At 44.8% G+C, this 21,434-nt stretch carries 23 protein-coding genes; 22 read left to right on the plus strand and 1 reads right to left on the minus strand.

The annotated features are described in order from the left end of the window. Positions 1-198 precede the first annotated feature (198 nt). The 17 genes from GH808_RS08400 to GH808_RS08480 all read left to right on the plus strand — a co-directional run bounded on the left by GH808_RS08400 (position 199) and on the right by GH808_RS08480 (position 15,295). Complete coding sequence (locus GH808_RS08400; protein WP_186842336.1) at positions 199-1,632, plus strand: nicotinate phosphoribosyltransferase; 1,434 nt, start codon at positions 199-201, stop codon at positions 1,630-1,632. Between the two features lie 38 nt (positions 1,633-1,670). Continuing rightward, entirely contained in the window at positions 1,671-2,717 is a 1,047-nt protein-coding gene (locus GH808_RS08405; protein WP_186842337.1) for an L-threonylcarbamoyladenylate synthase, read from the plus strand. A 15-nt stretch (positions 2,718-2,732) separates the two neighbouring features. Further along, a complete protein-coding gene (gene rpiB / locus GH808_RS08410; RefSeq protein WP_207722287.1) occupies positions 2,733-3,185 on the plus strand; it encodes a ribose 5-phosphate isomerase B in 453 nt (150 codons plus the stop codon). 178 nt (positions 3,186-3,363) lie between these two features. Then, positions 3,364-3,690, plus strand: coding sequence for an AtpZ/AtpI family protein (locus GH808_RS08415; protein ID WP_186842338.1), 327 nt, complete (start codon positions 3,364-3,366; stop codon positions 3,688-3,690). A gap of 22 nt (positions 3,691-3,712) precedes the next feature. After that, positions 3,713-4,066, plus strand: coding sequence for an ATP synthase subunit I (locus GH808_RS08420; RefSeq protein ID WP_186842339.1), 354 nt, complete (start codon positions 3,713-3,715; stop codon positions 4,064-4,066). 64 nt (positions 4,067-4,130) lie between these two features. Beyond that, positions 4,131-4,799 (plus strand): F0F1 ATP synthase subunit A, encoded by a 669-nt coding sequence (gene atpB / locus GH808_RS08425; RefSeq protein ID WP_186842340.1) that lies wholly within the window; start codon positions 4,131-4,133, stop codon positions 4,797-4,799. Between the two features lie 165 nt (positions 4,800-4,964). Then, complete coding sequence (gene atpE / locus GH808_RS08430; RefSeq protein WP_186842341.1) at positions 4,965-5,213, plus strand: ATP synthase F0 subunit C; 249 nt, start codon at positions 4,965-4,967, stop codon at positions 5,211-5,213. A 54-nt stretch (positions 5,214-5,267) separates the two neighbouring features. Next, positions 5,268-5,516: an ATP synthase F0 subunit C gene (gene atpE / locus GH808_RS08435; RefSeq protein ID WP_186842341.1), complete on the plus strand. Its 249-nt coding sequence runs from the start codon at positions 5,268-5,270 to the stop codon at positions 5,514-5,516. 61 nt (positions 5,517-5,577) lie between these two features. Beyond that, on the plus strand, positions 5,578-6,081 hold the full coding sequence (gene atpF / locus GH808_RS08440) for a F0F1 ATP synthase subunit B (protein WP_186842342.1): 504 nt from the start codon (positions 5,578-5,580) through the stop codon (positions 6,079-6,081). Further along, entirely contained in the window at positions 6,078-6,620 is a 543-nt protein-coding gene (locus tag GH808_RS08445) for a F0F1 ATP synthase subunit delta (protein ID WP_186842343.1), read from the plus strand. Before atpF ends, GH808_RS08445 begins: the two co-directional genes overlap by 4 nt. A gap of 18 nt (positions 6,621-6,638) precedes the next feature. Then, the gene (atpA, locus tag GH808_RS08450) at positions 6,639-8,147 is read left to right on the plus strand and encodes a F0F1 ATP synthase subunit alpha (RefSeq protein WP_186842344.1); all 1,509 of its coding nucleotides are present in this window, start codon (positions 6,639-6,641) and stop codon (positions 8,145-8,147) included. Between the two features lie 23 nt (positions 8,148-8,170). Then, a complete protein-coding gene (atpG, locus tag GH808_RS08455) occupies positions 8,171-9,052 on the plus strand; it encodes an ATP synthase F1 subunit gamma (RefSeq protein ID WP_186842345.1) in 882 nt (293 codons plus the stop codon). 88 nt (positions 9,053-9,140) lie between these two features. Next, complete coding sequence (atpD, locus tag GH808_RS08460; RefSeq protein WP_186842346.1) at positions 9,141-10,541, plus strand: F0F1 ATP synthase subunit beta; 1,401 nt, start codon at positions 9,141-9,143, stop codon at positions 10,539-10,541. Positions 10,542-10,556: 15 nt separating this feature from the next. After that, positions 10,557-10,958, plus strand: a complete 402-nt coding sequence (gene atpC, locus GH808_RS08465; RefSeq protein ID WP_186842347.1) for an ATP synthase F1 subunit epsilon — start codon at positions 10,557-10,559, stop codon at positions 10,956-10,958. A 185-nt stretch (positions 10,959-11,143) separates the two neighbouring features. Beyond that, the gene (locus GH808_RS08470) at positions 11,144-12,475 is read left to right on the plus strand and encodes a UDP-glucose dehydrogenase family protein (RefSeq protein WP_186842348.1); all 1,332 of its coding nucleotides are present in this window, start codon (positions 11,144-11,146) and stop codon (positions 12,473-12,475) included. Continuing rightward, a complete protein-coding gene (galU, locus tag GH808_RS08475) occupies positions 12,476-13,345 on the plus strand; it encodes a UTP--glucose-1-phosphate uridylyltransferase GalU (protein ID WP_186842349.1) in 870 nt (289 codons plus the stop codon). Between the two features lie 246 nt (positions 13,346-13,591). Next, the gene (locus tag GH808_RS08480; protein WP_186842350.1) at positions 13,592-15,295 is read left to right on the plus strand and encodes a phospho-sugar mutase; all 1,704 of its coding nucleotides are present in this window, start codon (positions 13,592-13,594) and stop codon (positions 15,293-15,295) included. Between the two features lie 56 nt (positions 15,296-15,351). On the opposite strand, the gene GH808_RS08485 is transcribed toward GH808_RS08480, so the two are convergent. After that, the gene (locus GH808_RS08485; RefSeq protein WP_186842351.1) at positions 15,352-16,857 is read right to left on the minus strand and encodes an LCP family protein; all 1,506 of its coding nucleotides are present in this window, start codon (positions 16,855-16,857) and stop codon (positions 15,352-15,354) included. A 237-nt stretch (positions 16,858-17,094) separates the two neighbouring features. Here GH808_RS08485 and rfbD point away from each other — a divergent pair, with 237 nt between their 5' ends. From rfbD to GH808_RS08510, 5 genes are read left to right on the plus strand one after another with little or no spacing between them, the layout of a single operon-like run. Continuing rightward, on the plus strand, positions 17,095-17,955 hold the full coding sequence (rfbD, locus tag GH808_RS08490) for a dTDP-4-dehydrorhamnose reductase (protein WP_186842352.1): 861 nt from the start codon (positions 17,095-17,097) through the stop codon (positions 17,953-17,955). A 19-nt stretch (positions 17,956-17,974) separates the two neighbouring features. Beyond that, on the plus strand, positions 17,975-18,844 hold the full coding sequence (rfbA, locus tag GH808_RS08495; RefSeq protein WP_186842353.1) for a glucose-1-phosphate thymidylyltransferase RfbA: 870 nt from the start codon (positions 17,975-17,977) through the stop codon (positions 18,842-18,844). Positions 18,845-18,852: 8 nt separating this feature from the next. Then, a complete protein-coding gene (gene rfbC / locus GH808_RS08500) occupies positions 18,853-19,419 on the plus strand; it encodes a dTDP-4-dehydrorhamnose 3,5-epimerase (RefSeq protein WP_186842354.1) in 567 nt (188 codons plus the stop codon). Between the two features lie 19 nt (positions 19,420-19,438). Continuing rightward, positions 19,439-20,548, plus strand: coding sequence for a dTDP-glucose 4,6-dehydratase (gene rfbB / locus GH808_RS08505; protein ID WP_186842355.1), 1,110 nt, complete (start codon positions 19,439-19,441; stop codon positions 20,546-20,548). A 60-nt stretch (positions 20,549-20,608) separates the two neighbouring features. Next, positions 20,609-21,427, plus strand: a complete 819-nt coding sequence (locus GH808_RS08510; protein WP_243166158.1) for an ABC transporter permease — start codon at positions 20,609-20,611, stop codon at positions 21,425-21,427. Positions 21,428-21,434: the final 7 nt, after the last annotated feature.

Genomic DNA, 21,434 nt, shown 5'->3' on the forward strand with positions numbered 1-21,434 from the left:
TTTTTTCAGTTGTTTTTCAAGCAAAAATTTGTTGGTCCGATTGTATGTTTTTTAACAAAGAAAATAAAAGCAAACGAATGTCGTAAAAATAGCGGGAACATCGGGTAAAGCCTGCAAATATTTATATTGAAAATGTTTGTATTTTATCATAATAAAGTGATAAAATAATGTGCAGCGTGAAAAGAAGGAGAATTTAGTATGCAATTTGATCGAAAACTTCAACTTGCAACGGATCTTTATCAATTTACCATGGGGAATGTATACGTTCAAGATGGCAAAGCTAAAGAAGAGGCCGTTTTTGATGTTTTTATTAGAACCAACCCTTTTCAGGGCGGTTATACCGTGGCAGCTGGTTTGGAACAGGTCATCGACTACATCAATGGCCTCTGTTTTACAAGGGAAGATACGGCATTACTCAAAAAAAATCATCCGGAATTTTCAGATGTGTTTTTGGACTATTTAGAGAACTTTAAATTTGAAGGGGAAATTTTTGCAATTCCGGAAGGGACCATTATTTTCCCGATGGAACCGATCATCCGCGTCAAGGCGCCGCTGGTTCAGGCCCAGATTGTTGAAACGACCATCCTGAGCATCATCAACCATCAGACCCTGATCGCGACCAAGGCATCCCGGATCATTGAGGAAGCCAAGGGGGATGTGGTCATGGAGTTCGGACTGCGCCGGGCTCACGGAACAGAAGCGGGTTATTATGGCGCCCGGGCGGCCGTCATCGGCGGATGTACCGGCACCAGTGTGGTGGAAACTGAAGAAATGCTGGAACGGCCATCGATGGGAACGATGAGCCACAGCTTTATTCAGAGTTATGACACCGAACTGGAGGCGTTTGAGAAATTTGTCCAGTATAACCCCGACAACGCGGTGTTGCTGGTGGATACCTACAATACGCTTTCCCAGGGCGTTCCCAATGCCATCAGGGTGTTCAAAAAAGCGCTGGCAGATGGAAACGTGACAAGCGGGTATGGGATTCGGATCGATTCCGGAGACCTGGCCTACCTTAGTACAGAAGCCCGAAAGATGCTCGATGAAGCCGGTCTGGAGTCGGCCATGATCGTGGCATCTTCGGATCTGGATGAACATCTGATCAAGGATCTGAAAAGCCAGGGGGCTAAAATCAACTCCTGGGGAGTCGGCACCAAGCTGATTACCGCTTATGACTGTCCTTCGCTGGGCGGGGTGTACAAGCTTTCCGAGATTGCCGGCAAACCAAAATTGAAGGTTTCTGATGATCCGGGCAAAATCACCAATCCCGGCTACAAAAAAATATACCGGATTTATGGCAAGAGCAATGATATGGCTCTGGCGGATCTGATTACCCTGGAAGACGAAGTGATCAATCAGGATGAACCATTGACGATTTTCCATCCGGTTTATACCTGGAAGAAAAGAAACATCACGGACTACTATGTCCGGGAATTGCTGGTTCCGGTTTTCATCAAGGGAGAATGTGTTTACGACTGTCCGACCATATCGGAAATTCAGCAGCACCTCAAGAATGAAAAGGAAAATCTGTGGCCGGCTTTCAAACGGATGGTCAATCCGCATGTTTACCATGTCGATCTGTCTGAAAAACTCTGGTCATTGAAACAACAGTTGCTGAGTGATGCTGAATAAATCAGAACGTCATTTCGGCAGAAAATGGAAATAAAAAAATGAAAACGAGAATAATTGATATAGAAAGTCTCGACGAGGCTGGCGAAAAAGAGCTGCAGGCAGTGGCAGCGCTGATAAAAAACGGCGAAACCGTTGTGTTTCCGACCGAAACGGTTTATGGTTTGGGGGCAAATGCTTTTGATCCGGAAGCGGTTAAAAAAATCTTTGTCGCCAAGGGGCGCCCCAATGATAATCCCCTGATTGTCCATATTTCGGAAATAGCACAAGTGGAACCGCTGGTTGCTGAAATTCCGAAAAAGGCGATCAAGCTCATGGAAGTCTTCTGGCCGGGACCACTGACGCTGATCATGAAAAAATCAGCGCGGATTCCCGATGAGGTCAGTGCGGGGCTGGATACGGTCGGCATTCGCTTTCCGGATCATCCAATTGCCCGGGCGTTCATAAAAATGTCGGGTTGTCCGATCGCCGCACCCAGTGCGAACCGGTCGGGACGGCCCAGTCCGACGCAGGGAAAACATGTGCTTGAAGATCTGGATGGCCGGGTAGCGGCGATTATCCTGTCTGCGGATACGGAAATCGGGCTGGAATCCACCGTGATTGATATGACGGTGGAACCGCCGGTGGTGCTGCGGCCTGGGGATGTGACGGTGGCCGAGCTTCGTGAGGTTCTGGGCGAGGTGGCGGTTTCATCCAATGTCACCAAAAATGTGGTACCGGAAAAGGTTTCTTCGCCGGGAATGAAATACACCCACTATTCTCCCAAGGGCGAGATGGTGGTGGTTAAAGGGACAAAGAAGGAGATCAGCGAGAAAATCAACAATGCAGTTGCCCGCTATCGGGGGAAACCCATGACGGTTGGGATACTGGCAAGCGATGAGACCATGGGCTGTTACCATGAAGGATTCATTATTTCACTGGGGAGTCAGAAGGATCCCAGGGAAATGGCCAAGAATCTGTTTTCACGGTTACGCACCTTTGACGAGCTTGGGGTGGAAAGGATATTTGCCGAGGATATTCCGCTGAACAATGAAACACTGGCTTTGATAAATCGGCTGTATAAAGCGGCAGGTTATACATTTATTTAAAAAAGGAGGATGATAATGAAAATAGCAATTGGTGCCGATCATGGGGGCGTTGACTTGAAAGACGCTGTCAAAACTTATTTGATTGAACAGGGTCTCGAAGTTGAAGACTTCGGAACGAATTCCAATGAGTCCTGTGATTATCCAATCTATGGTGAAAAAGTGGGGGAAGCGGTGAGCTTTGGTGACTGCGACCGGGGCATTGTCATTTGCGGCACCGGTTTGGGCATATCCATGGCGGCGAACAAGGTACCCGGCATCCGCTGCGCGGTATGTACCAATGAATTTATGGCGGCGATGTCACGGGAACACAACGATGCCAATGTGCTGGCATTGGGAGCACGCGTTTTAGGTGAAGGTTTGGCGATGCGAATTGTCAAGGTTTGGTTGGATACTGAATTTGCAGGCGGGCGTCACCAACGCCGGATCGATAAGATTCATGACATTGAGAAAAAGTATACTAAAAGCTAAAAAAACAGCTTGCTGTATATACAAGTCTAAAAAATTGTGATATTATGGGTGAAAGTTACAAAAATGCGCCGGATTTTATAAAAAAAATGCGGTTTTTTACTGGAACGCAGTTGTTCAATAAAAAGAAGAGAAAAAAAGACGAAAATATTGCTGCTGCTTAGGAGAATGGAGTAGGTCAATGAATTCAAAAAAAGATTCCCCTAAAAAAGAGTCGCCTTACAAGTATCTTACCATAATTACACAACTTGCGATATCGACGGTTATGCCGATCATCCTGATGATTTTTGTAGGGAAAGCGCTGAATTACTTTTTCAACACCGGACCGATGGTGATGATTATCTGCATCCTCCTGGGTGTAATTGCAGGCCTTCGGGAGCTGTATGAAATTCCTATGAAAATGAATATGAAGACGATGGCATATAATAAGCGAGAGCAAGAAGAATATGACGAGAAAAAAGAAAAAGAGAACAAAAAGGATAGTGTGAACAAGAATGAAAACGACTAATCTGTCTTTTCCGGCCAAAATAATGATTGGCGCCGGATTTATTTGTCTGGTACTCATGCTGTTTGCTTTTATGACAGCAGAGCCTGTAAAATATATACTTGGGGTTTTTTTCGGAGGACTCTACAGTATTCTCAATTTCAGATTGTTGCAATTGACTTGTAATAAGGCAATAAAAATGCCACCGGGAAAGGCTTCAAATTATATTCAGGCCAGATATTTCTTGAGGTACCTGATTACCGGTGTTGTTATATATGTGGCAATTATTAATCCATTTGTGAATGTCATCGCGGTTTTTCTGGGTTTAATTGCTGTAAGACTCTCAATTTATCTTAATGAATTTTTATCAAAAAAAAGCGTTTCAGGAAATGAAGCGTGAAAAATCACAAAAGACCGTTTGAAAAGGCAATTCAAACGAGTCTGGACAATGAGGTGAAAGAACAATGAATGGTCCAGAGCTTTACGGTTATATTTTTGGAATTCCGATAACCGAAACAATCGTCAATACATGGATAACCATGGCCATTGCTTTTGTGGTGTGTTTTCTGTTCACAAGAAATTTGAAAAAACACCCGGGGAAGCTTCAAGTAATAGGGGAAATGATTATAAATGCCATAGATAATCTTGTCGCTGGAAATATGGGCAAAGATAAAATGTTTTTTGCACCATACATACTATCGCTGATGATGTTTCTTGTCTTTGCAAATACCTGCGGAATGTATGATCTGAGAGCACCAACAGCAGATATCAGCTTTCCATTGACGCTAGCATTAATTACATTTGTATTGATTGAAGTCTTTACTTGGAAGGGAAGAGGCCCAAAAGGCTATTTCAAGGAATACATAGAACCATTCCCTTTTATGTTTCCGATTAACATTATTGAAAAACTTTCAAGACCGGTCTCGATGACTTTTCGTATCTTCGGAAACTTATTAGGCGGAGTCATCATCATGATTCTGAGTTATGAAGGCTTGACTGGTTTAATGGGCTTGGCGTTATTTATTCCAATTCCACTGCATTTCTATTTAGATCTATTTGTTGGATGTATCCAGGCATTTATCTTTACAACCCTGACGATGGTTTTCATTGCCAGAGGAATGGATGTCGAATAATATTCGAAAAAACGAATAGGATGATGGTTGACAGTGCGCTTTAAGACTGGCACAGGCAGCAATGGCCAAAGCCTGTAGCAGTTGTAGCATTTTATCGGGAAGATTTTGTTATTTGTGAATCCCTTTTTCGGGGAAAAATAGTTTGGAAATTTTTAGGAGGAAGAAATGGACGGATTAAGTATTATTAAAGCAGCTTCAGCAATTGGAGCAGGATTGGCAATGATCGGTGGTATCGGACCAGGGCTTGGCCAGGGTTATGCAGCTGGTAAAGCATCAGAAGCCGTAGGACGTCAGCCGGAAGCACAGGGCGACATCATCAAAACCATGCTTATTGGTCAGGCGGTAGGTGAAACCTGTGGTATTTACTCATTGATCGTCGCATTGATTTTAATCTTTGCAAACCCTTTTATTTAAGCAGTTTAGAACTCAGAAAATTAGAAAATTTTATTAAAAATTTGGAGGAAAAACATGGACGGATTAAGTATTATTAAAGCAGCTTCAGCAATTGGAGCAGGATTGGCAATGATCGGCGGTATCGGACCAGGGCTTGGCCAGGGTTATGCAGCTGGTAAAGCGTCAGAAGCCGTAGGACGTCAGCCGGAAGCACAGGGCGACATCATCAAAACCATGCTTATTGGTCAGGCGGTAGGTGAAACCTGCGGTATTTACTCATTAATCGTTGCATTAATTTTAATCTTTGCTAATCCCTTTATTTAAGATTGGGTGGCTCTGATATGAAACACTTCAATGCTTTTAAATTGGAAAGGGGGCTATAACATTGGAAACAACAGGACTAATTAGCATCGACGCTAGAGTAATGCTCGCAACACTGATAAACTTTCTCGTTTTCTTTCTGATCATCAAAAAGTTCTTCTATGGAGCGATAAAAGATGTCATCACAAAAAGGCAGGATAGTATCGACGCTGATATTACCGGTGCTGAAGAAAAAAATGCTTCAGCTGGAAAATTGAAACTCGAATACGAGGGTTTATTGGCTGACATCAAAGGAAAAGAACGTGAAATTATCCGGGATGCCAATGCCGAAGCGCAGGCTCAGCGGCAGGCAATTCTTGATAAGGCACATGGCGAAGCGAAAGCGATTCTTGATAAGGCGAATGCTGAAATCGAGTTTGAGAAGAGCAAGGCCATGAATGAGGTTAAAACGAACATCGTTGATCTTTCGCTCTTTGCAGCTGAAAAGATTATTCATAAGGAAATGGATCAGAAACAACATGAAGCCATGATTTTGGACTTCATTGACAAGGTAGGAGAAGCTAAATGAGTTTAGTAGCGAAAAGATATGCCCAGGCCTTATTTGACACTGCCGTTGATAAAAATGTTGTTGATGAGGTGTTCGATGAGTTTTCGACGGTAATTGATCTTTTCAAGTCCGAGGAAAAGTTAATGAATCTCATGCTGACCCCTTCAATTAATACTTCTGAAAAGAAGGAAATTTTAAATCGGGTTTACGGGGAAGAATCAATTAATTTATATTTGAAGAATTTTCTGAATATCCTTCTGGATAAGAATCGCTTTGAATATGTGGAAGAAATTAATGAAACTTTCAGACAGCTGGTATTTCCTTATAAAAATACCGTTGAAGCTGTTGTGAAAACGGCGGTGCCCTTGGACGAAACCCTTCGAGCTGCTCTCGAAAAAAACCTGGAAAAACGCTTTGATAAAAAAGTCCTTCTCAAGAATCAGATTGACGAAAGCATTATCGGCGGTGCCGTGGTTTATGTTGGGGATCAGATTATCGATGGCAGCATAAAAAATCAGTTAAATCAAATGAAAACGCAAATGAACAGTTTAAGACTATGATAAACGAGGTGAGTAAAGTTGAATCTCCGACCAGAGGAAATAAGTCAAATTATTAAAAATGAAATAGAACGGTATCAGGATAAACTTGAAGTCGTCGATGTCGGTACGGTCATAACAGTAGGGGATGGAGTTGCTCGTGTTCACGGCCTGGAAAATGCCATGGCTGGCGAACTATTGGCTTTCCCGAACGATGTTTATGGGATGGTACTGAACCTTGAAGAAGATAACGTTGGTTGTGTTCTGTTAGGTTATGATGACAACATTGTTGAAGGCGATATCGTTCGTTGTACCGGTCGTATTGTTGAAGTACCGGTTGGTGAGGCCATGATCGGTCGTGTTGTGAATACACTGGGGGCTCCAATTGATGGAAAAGGCCCAGTTGTCACAGACCTTCGTCGCCCAGTTGAAGTTAAGGCACCTGGCGTAATTGCCCGTGAAGGTGTAAATCAGCCGATTCAGACAGGTTACAAAGCGGTCGACTCGATGATTCCGATTGGACGTGGCCAGCGTGAGTTAATCATCGGCGACAGACAGACCGGAAAAACAGCTTTGGCTGTCGACACCATCATCAATCAAAAAGGTGAAGATGTTATCTGTATCTATGTTGCTATTGGACAAAAAGAATCAACCGTTGCCCAGATTGTTGGACAACTGGAAGAAAATGATGCCATGGGTTATACCATTATCGTAGCCGCTGGTGCCGCCGAATTGGCGCCACTCCAGTATTTGGCACCTTATACCGGGGTAACAATGGGTGAGTACTTCATGAATGAACAGCAGAAGGATGTCCTGATTATTTATGATGATTTATCAAAACATGCGGTTGCTTATCGTGCCATGTCCCTGATTCTTCGTCGTCCACCAGGACGTGAAGCCTATCCGGGAGACGTTTTCTACCTGCATTCACGACTTTTGGAACGGGCCGCCAAGTTGAAAGCCGGTGGTTCCATCACGGCGCTGCCAATCATCGAAACCCAGGCCGGTGACGTATCCGCTTATATTCCAACCAACGTTATTTCCATCACCGATGGACAGATCTTCCTGGAAGCGGAACTGTTCCGTTCCGGTATTCGTCCGGCTGTTAACCCTGGTATCTCGGTATCCCGTGTTGGTGGCGACGCTCAGATCAAGTCGATGAAAAAAGTTGCTGGACCGCTGCGTATTGAGTACGCTCAATATCGTGAGTTGGCATCTTTCGCCCAGTTCGGATCAGATCTGGATGAAGCGACCAAAGCGCAGCTGGCCAAAGGGGAACGAATCGTTGAGATCCTGAAACAGGACGTCAATGACCCGATGGCAGTTGAAGATCAGGTTTTGATCCTTTATGCTGCAACCAACGGATTCCTGCTGGATATCGAAGTAAAAGATATTCGTGAATTTGAAAAAGGCTTGATGCCGTTTGCCCATAAAAACTACTCGGAAATCATGGCAAAGGCTAGAGGAAAAGAAGGCCTTTCTGATGCGGTTGTTGCAGGTTTTGCAGAATGCTTAGAGGCTTATAAAAAAGTTTTCTTGCAATCTAAATAGATTGTCATCGGAGGTGATTTCTAGTGGCAGAGAATGTTCAAGATATTAAACGTCGGATAAAAAGTGTAAACAGCACGAAACAAATCACCCATGCCATGGAGATGGTAGCTTCAGCAAAGCTGAGAAAAAGTCGTGAGCTTGCTGAGAAACGATATCCTTATTTCGAAGCAATGATTGTTAGTATGGGTCATATTGTGGAGCGAACTGGAAAAAGCAAGAATGTTTTCATGAACCAGCGCGATGTCAAGAAGACGGCCTATATTGTCATAACCGGCGATAAAGGTCTGGCGGGCGGCTATAACGGAAATGTTTGCAAACGGGTTGAGTCCCACTTAAAGAGCAAGGAAAATGCTGTTTTATACACGATTGGATCTCGCGGACGGGATCATTTCAGAAATCGTGATTACAATATACAAGGTGAATATTTGGGAATATCTGAAAACCCTGATTTCTTCAATGCAAAAAAGATTTCGGCCGGCATCATGGAAGCTTATGAAAACGGAGAATTTGATGAGGTTTATCTGGTTTATACCCGATTCCTGTCGACGATTTCGCAGCATCCATATCTGATGAAGCTTTTGCCTCTCGATGCAGAGGGACTGAAACCGAAGAAAAAGTTTGAAGAAGCAGCGGAAAAGAAGAGTTTGACGGGGATGATTTATGAACCGGACCCGGAATCGCTTCTGGAATATCTGATTCCCAATTATATCGCAAATACATTGTATGGTGCGATGATCGAAAGTGCTGCAAGTGAACAGGGTGCTCGTCGTACCGCCATGGAATCGGCAACTAAAAATGCCAATGAAATGATCGATGAGTTAACGCTTCAATACAACCGAGTCCGTCAAGCGGCAATTACACAGGAAATTTCTGAAATTGTCAGTGGCGCTGATGCTTTAAGCTAAGTAATAAATCGTCGATGGAACAGAGGCGATATCGTGATGAATGTATAAATTAGAAGTGTAAATGATTTGCACAAGGAGGTTACAGGGAATGGCCCAAAATAAAGGGAAGATTGTTCAGGTTATTGGCGCGGTCGTCGATGTCAAATTTAAAAAAGACCAGCTGCCAAAATTGAACAATGCAATTAATATAGAAAAAGATGGTCATACCTTGGTAATTGAGGTAGCTCAGTTGCTCGGGGATGATGTAGTCAGATGTATTGCGATGGACTCTACTGATGGTCTTGTAAGAGGCCAGGAGGCAGTAGATACCGGAGGGCCAATACGCGTGCCGGTAGGGAAAGCAACCCTCGGCAGAATGTTTAACGTTTTGGGCGAACCGATTGATGGGAAACCTTTTGATATGACCGGGGTTCAAACGAATCCGATTCATTGTCATCCACCAACGTTTGAAGAACAACAGACACGACCGGAAATGTTCGAAACCGGTATTAAAGTTGTTGACTTGATCTGCCCTTACGTTCGTGGTGGTAAGATTGGTCTTTTCGGTGGTGCCGGTGTTGGTAAAACCGTATTGATTCAGGAACTGATCAACAATATCGCAACCCAGCATGGTGGTTTATCCGTATTTGCCGGGGTTGGTGAACGTACCCGTGAAGGGAATGACCTTTACTACGAAATGATCGAATCAGGAGTTATCGACAAGACAACTTTGTGCTTCGGCCAGATGAATGAGCCACCAGGAGCCAGAATGCGTATCGCCCTTTCCGGACTGACCATGGCTGAATATTTCCGTGATGTTGAAGGACAGGACGTGCTTCTGTTCATCGATAATATTTTCCGATTTACCCAGGCAGGTTCTGAAGTATCGGCGCTATTGGGCCGTATGCCAAGTGCTGCTGGTTACCAGCCGACACTGGCTACTGAAATGGGGGCTCTGCAGGAACGGATCACATCTACCAGCAAGGGTTCCATCACATCGGTTCAGGCTGTCTATGTACCGGCCGATGACTTGACTGACCCGGCTCCGGCGACGACTTTCGCCCATCTGGATGCGACAACGGTACTGAACCGTGCGATTACAGAAAAAGGAATCTATCCAGCGGTGGATCCACTGGATTCGACATCCAATATTCTGACACCAAAGGTTGTTGGCAAGGAACATTATGAAACGGCCCGTGAAGTTCAGGAAATTCTCCAGCGTTATAAAGAGCTGCAGGATATCATCGCTATTTTAGGTATGGACGAGTTGGGTGATGCGGATAAAATTACCGTTGCCCGGGCCCGAAAAATTGAACGTTTCCTGTCTCAGCCGTTTAACGTTGCCGAACAATTTACCGGTACGCCAGGTGTGTATGTTCCGATTGGCGATACCATTAAAGGTTTCCGGGAAATTCTTGATGGCAAACATGATGAGTTACCAGAAAATGCTTTCTTAATGGTTGGAACCATTGAAGATGCCGTTGCAAAAGCAAAAAAATTACAAGGTTAGTTGAGGTGAGCTTTAATGGCTAGTACTTTCAAATTAAAAATCATTTCTCCTACCGGCGTCTTTTACGAAGGTGAAACAGAAAGGATTGTAGTCAGAGGAACAGAGGGAGAATTTGCAGTTCTTCCGAATCATATTCCTTTCACTACCACTCTTGCACTGGGGACATTTAATATTATCATGGGAGATGGGACGAAAAAATACGGCACGCTATTGGGCGGTATTGCAACGATCAACTCCGATGAAACGATTATTTTGACCGATGCAGCTGAATGGCCGGAAGATATCGATATCGAACGGGCCAGAGAAGCCAGGGAAAGAGCATTGCAGCGTCTTAAAGACAGCAAGTACGATGCAGATCGGGCTGAAGTTGCCTTGCAGAGAGCAATTATTCGAATCAGTACAAAAGAACGAAAATAATATAAAAAGTACAATCAAAAATGAAAGCCGGGATTCGCAAGAATCCCGGCTTTTGGCATTTTATTCGGTAGAGGTGTTTAATTGAAATAATTTATATGCTATAATTTACAAAAGAATCGGAATGCGATTATACTGGCAATGATCTATGAAACGGTTGGAAAACACAATTTTAGGGAGGATAAAAGATGAATATTTGTATTATCGGAATGGGCATTTTAGGCATCACTTATGGTTCGATTTTGTCTGATTCAGACGTCAATGTTATCTGTGCCGACACAGATGAGGAAACCATTAACATGTTGAAAGAGGGGGAAATGCCGATCTACGAGCCGGGACTCAGGGCTCTGGTGGCGGCATCCGAGGCTACAGGACGGCTCCGATTCAGTTCAAATATTCAGCGTGCGATAAAAAAGAGTGAAATTATTTTTATTACTTGCTTAGTGCCAATTGATGACAACGGTTTCCCGGATTTGCGGTTTATGAAACCCATTGCCCAGAGCATCGGAAACCATATCGATAATTATGCGACCGTGGTTATCAAATCGACGGTGCCACCGGGAACCTGCCAGATTATCAAGAATATCATCAAAAAGACGCTGGATGAGCGCAAGGCTGACATTCCTTTTGATGTGGTCAGCAATCCGGATTTCGCCAGAAAAGGTTCGATGATCAAGGATTGTCTAGTCCCGGAAATGGTGGTCATCGGTTCAGAATCTGACGTGGCGGTCGAACGGTTGAAAAGTCTCTACGACAGTCTTCATGTTCATGATGAAAACTATATCATCACCAACCCGCAGAGTGCGGAGATGATAAAATACGGCGTCAATGCCTTTCTGGCGATCAAACTTTCATTCATCAATGAAATCGCTTTGCTGTGCGAAAATGCCAATGCGAATATCATTGATGTGGCAAAGGGGATCGGCCGCGATTCGCGAATCGGGCCGGAGTACCTGGATGTGGGACCCGGTTATGGGGGCAGCGACTTGCCCAAGGACTCAAAAGCGCTGATCGGGATTGCCAAAGCGTATGGCGAAGAATTGAAGGTGCTGCAGGGGGCGATTGATGCCAATGAAAGACAAAAGAACAAAATGCTTGAAAAAATCAAACGCGTTCTGGGCAATCTGGAAGGTAAAACCATCGGGATTCTGGGCCTTTCATATAAAGCGGAAACGACCGATATGCGGGAGGCCCCGTCGATCAACATCATCAAAGGGCTGGTTTTAGCTGGCGCTACGATTCGTATTTACTGTCCGGAAGGCATCCAGGAAGCAAAATGGCGTCTGCATAACGAAAAAGATGAGATTACCTATTGCCACAATGTCTACGAGGCAGCCGAAGGAACAAACGCACTGGTGATCTTAACCAATTGGCGCGAATTCAAGGGCATTGATCCGGAACGGGTGAAAAGGGTGATGAAAGAACGTTATCTATTTGATTTAAGAAATATCTTTGGCGAACATCCGCCGAAAGGCTTTATCTATTCGGGATTGGGAATTCCAGAGAAGGAGGTGCTCTAGATGAGCAAGGTACGTAAAGCGGTTATTCCGGCTGCCGGTTTGGGAACCCGATTTTTACCGATTACCAAATCAGTGCCAAAAGAAATGCTGCCGATCGTCGACAAACCGACGATCCAGTATATCATTGAAGAAATTGTGGCATCTGGAATTGAAGAAATCCTGATTATCAACGGCCGCAACAAAGAAAGCATCATCAATCATTTTGATAAGGTACCGGAACTGGAAGCACTTTTGAGAGCGGGCGGAAAAAACGATGCCCTGAAAGAAGTGGAGGCCATTACCAATATGGCTAAAATATTTTCGGTCCGGCAGAATGAAGCCAAGGGATTGGGTCATGCCGTGCTTTGTGCCAAAGAATTTGTCGGCAATGAACCGTTTGCGGTAGTGCTGGGGGATGATATTGTCTATCATGACGGCAAACCGGCACTGCAGCAGATGGTTGAGGTTTATGAAGCCTACGGGGTTTCGGTCATCGGGGTTCAGCAGGTAGCCCCGGATCAGGTCAATAAATACGGGATCGTTTCCGGGACGAAGGTCGCAGAACGGGTTCATCAGGTCAATGATCTGGTGGAAAAGCCGGCAATTGGAACGGCGCCTTCCACGATGGCGATACTGGGCCGCTATGTTATTACACCGGGGATTTTTGAAATTCTGGAGCATACCGGTAAAGGGGCGGGTGGTGAAATCCAGCTCACCGACGGACTTAAAACGCTGGCAACCATTGAAAAAATGGTTGCTTATGATTTTATCGGAAAACGCTACGATGTGGGCGATAAACTGGGTTTCCTGGAAGCGACGGTTGAATTTGGTTTAAGAGATCAGAAGCTGGGTGCGGATTTCCGGAAATATCTGGAGACCTTATTAGCATAACTGAAAAATTAATATTGTTTTGTAGGGGCAGGCATTGCCCGCCCGCAGACGTCGAGTTTTTAAATTTACGTGCACGGGCGATTGCTAATCGCCCCTACGGGTATGGTGAAGAACAATATATTATAGGGTGAATAGTTTGGTTATTTATTTGTAGGGGCGGGTATTACCCGCCCGTGCGTCAGTTGCAACCATGAGGTTTACGGGCGATAGCTAATCGCCCCGGGTATGGTGAAGAAAGGAAGCAGGATGGAATACACAAAAACATATCAGGAATGGCTCAATCAGAAGGACCTGGAACCGGGTCTGCGCAAGGAACTGGAAGCCGTCACGGATGAAAAAGAAATCGAGGACCGTTTTTATACGGAACTGGAATTCGGAACCGGCGGCATGCGGGGAAAAATGGCGGCCGGCACAAACCGGATGAATATCTACATGATCGGGAAGGTGAGCTACGGATTAGGAAGCTATCTTCTGAAAATGGATAAAAGAAACTCGGAAAAGGGCGTGGTCATCGCCTATGATTCCCGCAACTGTTCAAGAACCTTTGCCGAAACAACGGCTGGTGTGCTGGCAAAAATGGGTGTGAAAGCATATCTTTTTGAAGAGCTTCGCCCGACGCCGGAGCTCTCCTTCGCCGTGCGGTATTTAAATGCGGCGGGTGGAGTTGTGATTACCGCATCCCATAATCCGAAGGAGTACAACGGGTATAAAGTATATGGCCCGGACGGGGGGCAGATGGTCACGGCTGCGGCGGATGCACTGATTGCTGAAATCGGAACCGTTAAAGATATTTTCGATATCCAGAGGATGTCGGTAGAAGAAGGACTGAATCAGGGGTTGATTCAAATGGTGGGGGAAGAAATGGATGCGGCCTTTACCAAAGCGGTGACATCAATTTGCCATCCCAATCCGGGTAGTCCGTTAAAAGTAGTTTATACGCCGCTTCATGGCTCGGGAAACAAACCGGTTCGCCGGGTTCTGGCAGAGTTGGGATATCAGGATGTGGTGGTTGTGCCGGAGCAGGAGCTGCCGGACGGCAACTTCACCACGGCGCCATATCCCAATCCGGAGGATCGTTCCGTATTTACTTTGGCAATGGCGCTGGCTGATCAGTGCCGGGCCGACATCATCATCGGCACCGATCCGGATTGTGACCGGGTTGGCGTGGTGGGGAGAAATCCCAAGGGTGAATTTGATGTCTTTACCGGCAATCAGACCGGAGCGCTGCTGGTGGATTATTATCTCAAAACCCGCCCGGAATTGCCCAAGAACAAAGTCATCATCAAGACCATTGTGACCAGTGAACTCGGCGGAATCGTCGCCAAAAGTCACGGTGCCAATGTGGTCGATGTTTTAACCGGCTTCAAATACATCGGCGAATGCATGACGGAGTATGAGAAAACCGGTGAATACACATTTGCTTTTGGTTATGAAGAAAGCTATGGGTATCTGGCGGGAAACTACGCTCGCGATAAGGATGCGGTGGTGGCGTCAGCACTGGTTTGTGAAATGGCGGACTATTACAAAAAACAGGGGCTGACCCTTTTTGAGGCACTGATTGCCTTGTATGAAAAACATGGCTATTTCATAGAAGATGTGATGGCATTGACACTCGAAGGGATAGAGGGAAAGGCCAAAATCATTGCGATCATGGACAAATTCCGGAAGGCTGAGCTGACGGGGTTTGCTGATGCCAGATTGGCGAAATTCAATGACTACAAAGAAAGTATCAGCCGGGATTTAGAAACCGGTGCCGAAGAGATGATTGATCTTCCCAAGTCGAATGTTCTGAAATTCGTTTTTGATGATTATTCATGGTTTGCGCTTCGGCCATCGGGGACGGAACCGAAGCTGAAAATATATTTCTCAGTGACTGGAAAAAGCGAAGCTGAAGCGGCAACAAAAAAAGAACTTCTGAAAAAAATAGTAACGGATTTAATCGAGAATTAAACTAAAAAAAAGCATGCTCCCAAAAATTCGGGAGTATGCTTTTTTTATGGTCTGTTTTAATTTGAACTGTCAGAGGAAGAACTGCCACCGGAGCTGGAGCTACTTCCGCCTGAAGAGGAGTCGGAACTGGACGAACCGGAGTCAGATGAACTCGATCCGGAAGAACTGGAACTGGATGAATCTGACCCGGAAGAACTTGATCCGGTGGAGCCGGAACTGGATGAACCGGAACCCGAATCAGTATAGCTTGAACCGGAGTCAGTATAGCTTGAGCTGGAAGAACCCGATCCGGAAGAACTTGAACTGGATGAACCAGAGCTGTTTGAATAGGACGATGGTTCTTCGTAGGTGCTGTCCGAGCTGGTTGATTCGGTGTAGGATGAAGACGATCCGGAACCGGCATAGGCGGCAATGGCCTTGCTTATTTCCTCCACCGTATCAGATGGAACATAGGCGGTATAAGAACTTGCGCTGGAACCGGTGGTGCCGGAAGAACTGCTGGTACCGGAACTGCTGGTGCCGGATGTACCGCTCGCACTCGAACTGCCGGTGCTGGAAGAACTGTCGGTACTTGAACTGCTGGTCCCCGAGGTGGCAGCGGTTGTGGCGGGACCGTAAATAAACGCATGAAGTGCAACCACATTCTCTGAAAGGGTGTTGGGCACCACATAAGAAATACTGTTGATCATGGCATTTTTGACGTAGGCATCGGTCGGCAATCTGAATTCCAGAAACTGCTTATCGGCAGACCCTAAAAATGCCTTGGCATAAGTCGTTATTTCACTGATCGAAAGGGTGGTCTTGATATAGGGATACACTTTACTGATCAGGTTGACACCGGTTATCGCATCGATTTTAAATGCTTTTTTGGCAATCTGTCCGACCACCTCGCGTTGGCGTTCGGTTCGATGGTAGTCGTCATCACTGAAGCGGTTTCGGGCATAGGCCAATGCCTGAACACCGGTTACGGTTTGAACACCGGTCGTTTCAAGGTAGGCGTCGCCTTTTCCAACTTTGTCATTGACATCATCGATGTATTTGTTGGTCCATTCAAGGACATTTTCATCGAGGACATTGATCTCAACGCCACCGAGAGCATCAACTGTATCCACCATCGCATCAAAATTGACAACCACATAATCGGTGATATTCAGATCGAAGTTCTGGTTGAGCGTTTTAACCGTAAGTTCAGGACCGCCATATGAATAAGCGGCATTGATCTTGTCGAAGGTTTCATTGTTCGATTTGCCGGCTGGAATCTGAACCAGTAAGTCACGCATAATCGAAGTGACGCGAATGTTCCCATTCCTGAAATCCATTGATACAATCATGATCGTATCGGAACGATCACCATCAAGATCACTTCGTCCGTCGATGCCAAAAACAGCAATGTTTACGGTATCGATATCCAGATTATTATTTACATTTAATGTTGATTCATCAAGTTTAGGTTCTGCTACCATTTGGTTGATTTGACCGAGTGTGTTAAAGCCATAGACGATTCCGGTGCCGATGAGTGAGGCAATCAAGAATAGTATGACCAGAATTATTTTCTTTTTCATAAAGTTTCCTTTCGCTTTACGAGTTAAAATCATATCAATATATAATACCATAAACTTGCTTAAAAATACATTTAAAACGAAGGGAAAATGCAAATTGTTGGGAAAAAGCGGGTTTTTGAATTTCCCTGGCAATCTTAAAAAGGAGAAAGAATCCAGAAAAAAATAGACTTTTAATGGGATATCGAGTATAATGACAATGAATTTTTATGGGTTAAAACTTAAGAAATCAGGTGAAGTATGAAAGTATTATTGACAGGTTCTAACGGTCAACTTGGAAGGGAACTCACGCAACAGCTTAATGAAAAAAAGATAAACTTTGTTGGCTATGATATTCCCGAGTTTGACATTACTGATAAAAAAAAGATTACCGATATAATCGATAAAGAGCAGCCGACTGTTATCATCAACTGTGGTGCCCTGACGAATGTGGATGGCTGTGAAACCCAGAAAGAAGCGGCTTTCGCGATCAATGCCGTGGGGCCCCAATATCTGGCGGAAATTGCCCGCGATCAGGATATTGTTCTGGTGCAGGTTTCAACCGATTACGTTTTTGAAGGAGCCGGCATCGCAGAAAACGGGAAGCTGCGGCCTTATGTGGAAACTGATCCGATTGATCCCCTGACGGTCTATGGCGAGAGCAAAGCAGCCGGAGAAAAAGCGGTTGCGGAAATTGCCCCGAAGCATTTCATCATTCGAACAGCCTGGCTGTATGGCGACGGCAACAATTTTGTAAAAACCATGCTGAAGCTGGCAGCCACGCATCCGAAGCTCACGGTTGTGAATGATCAGATCGGTTCGCCGACAAGCACCGTGGATTTGGCAGCTGCGATCATCGATTTGATTCAGACCGAGAATTACGGGCTTTATCATGGAACCTGCGAAGGCCAGTGCAGCTGGTATGATTTTGCGGTGGAGATTTTTAAAATGTCCGGAATTGACATTTCGGTGGAACCCATCACTTCGGAGCAATTTGTCAGCAAGACGCCGCGTCCCAAATATTCGGTCCTGGATAATAAAGGGCTGAAGGACTTGAAGATGAATCATTTCAGACCCTGGCGTGAATCATTAGCCGAATATTTGAAAAAACTGAACGCATAATAAAAGGAAAGAGGCAATCATGAAAGGTATTATATTGGCCGGAGGTTCCGGCACACGACTTTATCCGATCACACGGGCGGTATCAAAACAACTGCTGCCTATTTACGACAAACCGATGATTTACTATCCGCTGGCGACCTTGATGCTGGCGGGAATCAAAGATATACTGATTATTTCAACGCCGCACGATCTTCCGATGTTTGAACGGCTTTTTGGTTCCGGCGAAGAACTGGGCTTGAATTTCTCATATGAAGTGCAGGATGCACCGAATGGATTGGCAGAAGCCTTCATTATTGGTGAAAAATTTATTGGCGATGAGAAAGTTGCCCTGGTATTGGGTGACAACATCTTTTACGGACATGGCTTTACCGGTGCGATTCGCAATGCCGCTGAGTTAGAAGGCGGCGCGATTATCTTCGGGTATCCGGTTACGGATCCGGAACGTTACGGCGTGGTGGAATTTGCCCAAGACGGCACGGTGCTTTCGATTGAAGAAAAACCGGAAAAACCGAAATCCCATTTTGCAGTGCCGGGGCTTTATTTTTATGACAATTCGGTTGTTGAAATTGCGAAAAACATTAAACCGTCGGCACGGGGCGAACTGGAAATCACCACGGTGAATGAAACCTATCTGAAACAGGGCAATCTGAAGGTTGAACTCTTTGGACGCGGTATGGCCTGGCTTGATACCGGCACACATGACAGTTTAATTGAAGCATCGAACTTTGTTGAGACCATTCAAAAAAGACAGGGACTTTATGTGGCCTGTATTGAAGAGATTGCTTACCGACGCGGTTTTATTGACAGAAAGCAACTTTTGAAACTGGCGGAACCATTAAAGAAAACTGCTTATGGGCAATACCTGATCCAGTGTGCAGAAGAAAAGTAGGAGACATTATGGCAAAAATAAATATCACAGAAACAAACATCAAAGGTCTGGTTATCATTGAACCCTCCGTTTTTGGCGATGAACGCGGTTATTTTATGGAAACTTACAACGAAGAGGAATTCCATCAAGCGGGATTGACCATGCGTTTTGTTCAGGATAACGAATCAAAATCAAGCAAGGGCGTTCTCAGAGGGCTTCATTTTCAGCGGAAATTCTGTCAGGGCAAACTGGTGCGCGCAACCAGAGGCGCCGTCTACGATGTCGGGGTGGATCTGCGGGAAGGCTCGCCGACCTACGGACAATGGGCTGGCGTAGTTTTAACTGAAGAAAACAAAAAAATGTTCTATGTACCCGAAGGTTTCGCTCATGGCTTCCTGGTCTTGTCCGATGAAGCGGTGTTCAACTATAAATGCACCAATCTTTATGCACCGGAATACGACGGCGGCATCCGCTGGAACGATCCGGAAATTGGCATTGAATGGCCACTTGATGGAATCGGCGATCTGCTGCTTTCAGAAAAGGATACAAAACTGCCTTTTTTGAGTGAGATCAAAGATACCTTGAGATTTGAATAAGAAATAGAATGGAGTAACGATGAAAACAGTATTAGTCACCGGTGGTGCCGGATTTATTGGTTCTAACTTTGTAAAATACATGCTGAATCAGCACCCGGATTATAAAATAGTGAATTTGGATGTCCTGACTTATGCCGGGAATCTTGAAAATTTATCGGATATTGAAGAGAATAAGAATTATGTCTTTGCCAAAGGAGATATTGCTGATCGCCCCTTTGTTCAGGATCTTTTTGAAAAATATGATTTTGACACGGTGGTCAATTTTGCCGCTGAATCGCATGTGGACCGAAGCATTGAGGATCCGGAAATATTTGTCCAGACCAATGTTATGGGAACGCTGGTGCTTCTGGATGAAGCCAAAAATCACTGGCAGACAGGAAAAGATGAAAATGGCTATCCAACCTATCGGGAAGGCGTCCGCTACCATCAGGTTTCTACCGACGAGGTATACGGGGCGCTGGGAAAAACGGGAATGTTCACGGAAACTACACCGATTGCGCCCAACAGTCCTTATTCAGCATCCAAGGCCAGCGCGGATCTGGTTGTCCGGTCTTACGGTCAGACTTTCAAACTGCCGGTAACGATCAGCCGCTGCTCAAACAATTATGGTCCTTACCATTTTCCGGAAAAACTGATCCCCCTGATGATTTCGAATGTCATCGCATTGAAAAGCCTGCCGGTTTACGGCGACGGCATGCAGATCAGAGACTGGCTTCATGTGAAGGATCATTGCAGCGGCATTGATACCATCCTGGAAAAAGGTGTGGCAGGCGAAGTCTATAATATCGGCGGCAACAATGAAAAAGCCAATATCGAGATTGTCAATCTTATTATTGAAAATGTGGGCGAAAAGCTGCGAACCGGAAAATATGATATCGATAATGACGGCTCAAAAATCAGCAAGGATCTCATCACCTATGTGGAAGACCGCTTGGGACATGACCGACGATACGCCATCGACAACACGAAAATTACGACAAAGCTGGGCTGGAAACCATCCTATACCTTTGAAGAAGGTATCGTTGAAACCATTGAATGGTATTTAAATAACCAGGAATGGCTGGAACGGGTGAAATCCGGTGGGTATAAAGAATACTATGAAAATATGTATTCAAAAAAAGTGAAATAATTTAGAATAAAAGCACATTTATTGTGCTTTTTCAATTGAGAGTTAATATGAGGTGTCAATTTGTATTTGATTAAAGATTTATTGGATTATTTCAAGGATTTGTATGCAAATCGGAAACTGATTCAAAAATTTTCAAAAAATGATTTTAAATCCCGATATGCCGGATCTTTTCTGGGCATTATCTGGGCGTTTATTCAGCCGACTGTCACCATTGGTGTGTACTGGTTTGTCTTTTCATATGGGTTGAAATCCGCACCAGCTGGTAATATTCCGTTTGTTGTATACCTGATAACCGGAATTATTGTGTTTTTTTTCTTTTCGGAAGGTCTGGTCAACGGAACCAACTGTTTTCGGGAATATAATTACCTGGTCAAAAAAGTGACGTTCAACATAAAAATATTACCGACGGTAAAAATAATATCATCACTGTATACGCATGTTTTCTTCATTGTTTTTGCATTGGTGATGGTCGTGCTGTATGGTTATTCCATCACACCATATATGCTTCAGATTGTTTATTATCTGTTCTGTCTGATTGTTTTTTTAACCGGATTGACCTGGATAACAGCTTCCTTGCAGCCGTTTTTTACGGATATCCTGCAGTTCATCAATGTCGGGATGCAGGTTCTGTTTTGGGGAACACCCTTTCTCTGGGATGTAAGCATGTTTCCGAGTTTTCCTGATCAATTATTGACGATTCTGAAATTGAACCCGCTCTACTATATCGTTCAGGGATATCGGGAGTCCTTTTTCGGACAAGGGTGGTTTTGGCAGCATCCGGCAATGACGGCCTATTTTTGGGTATTCACATTGGTGCTGCTACTCGTTGGAATTGCAGTGTATCGGAAATTAAGACCACATTTTTCTGATGTTTTATAGAAAAAGT

Origin of the sequence: Acetobacterium fimetarium (assembly GCF_014284475.1) — a bacterium.
GTDB lineage: Bacteria > Bacillota > Clostridia > Eubacteriales > Eubacteriaceae > Acetobacterium > Acetobacterium fimetarium.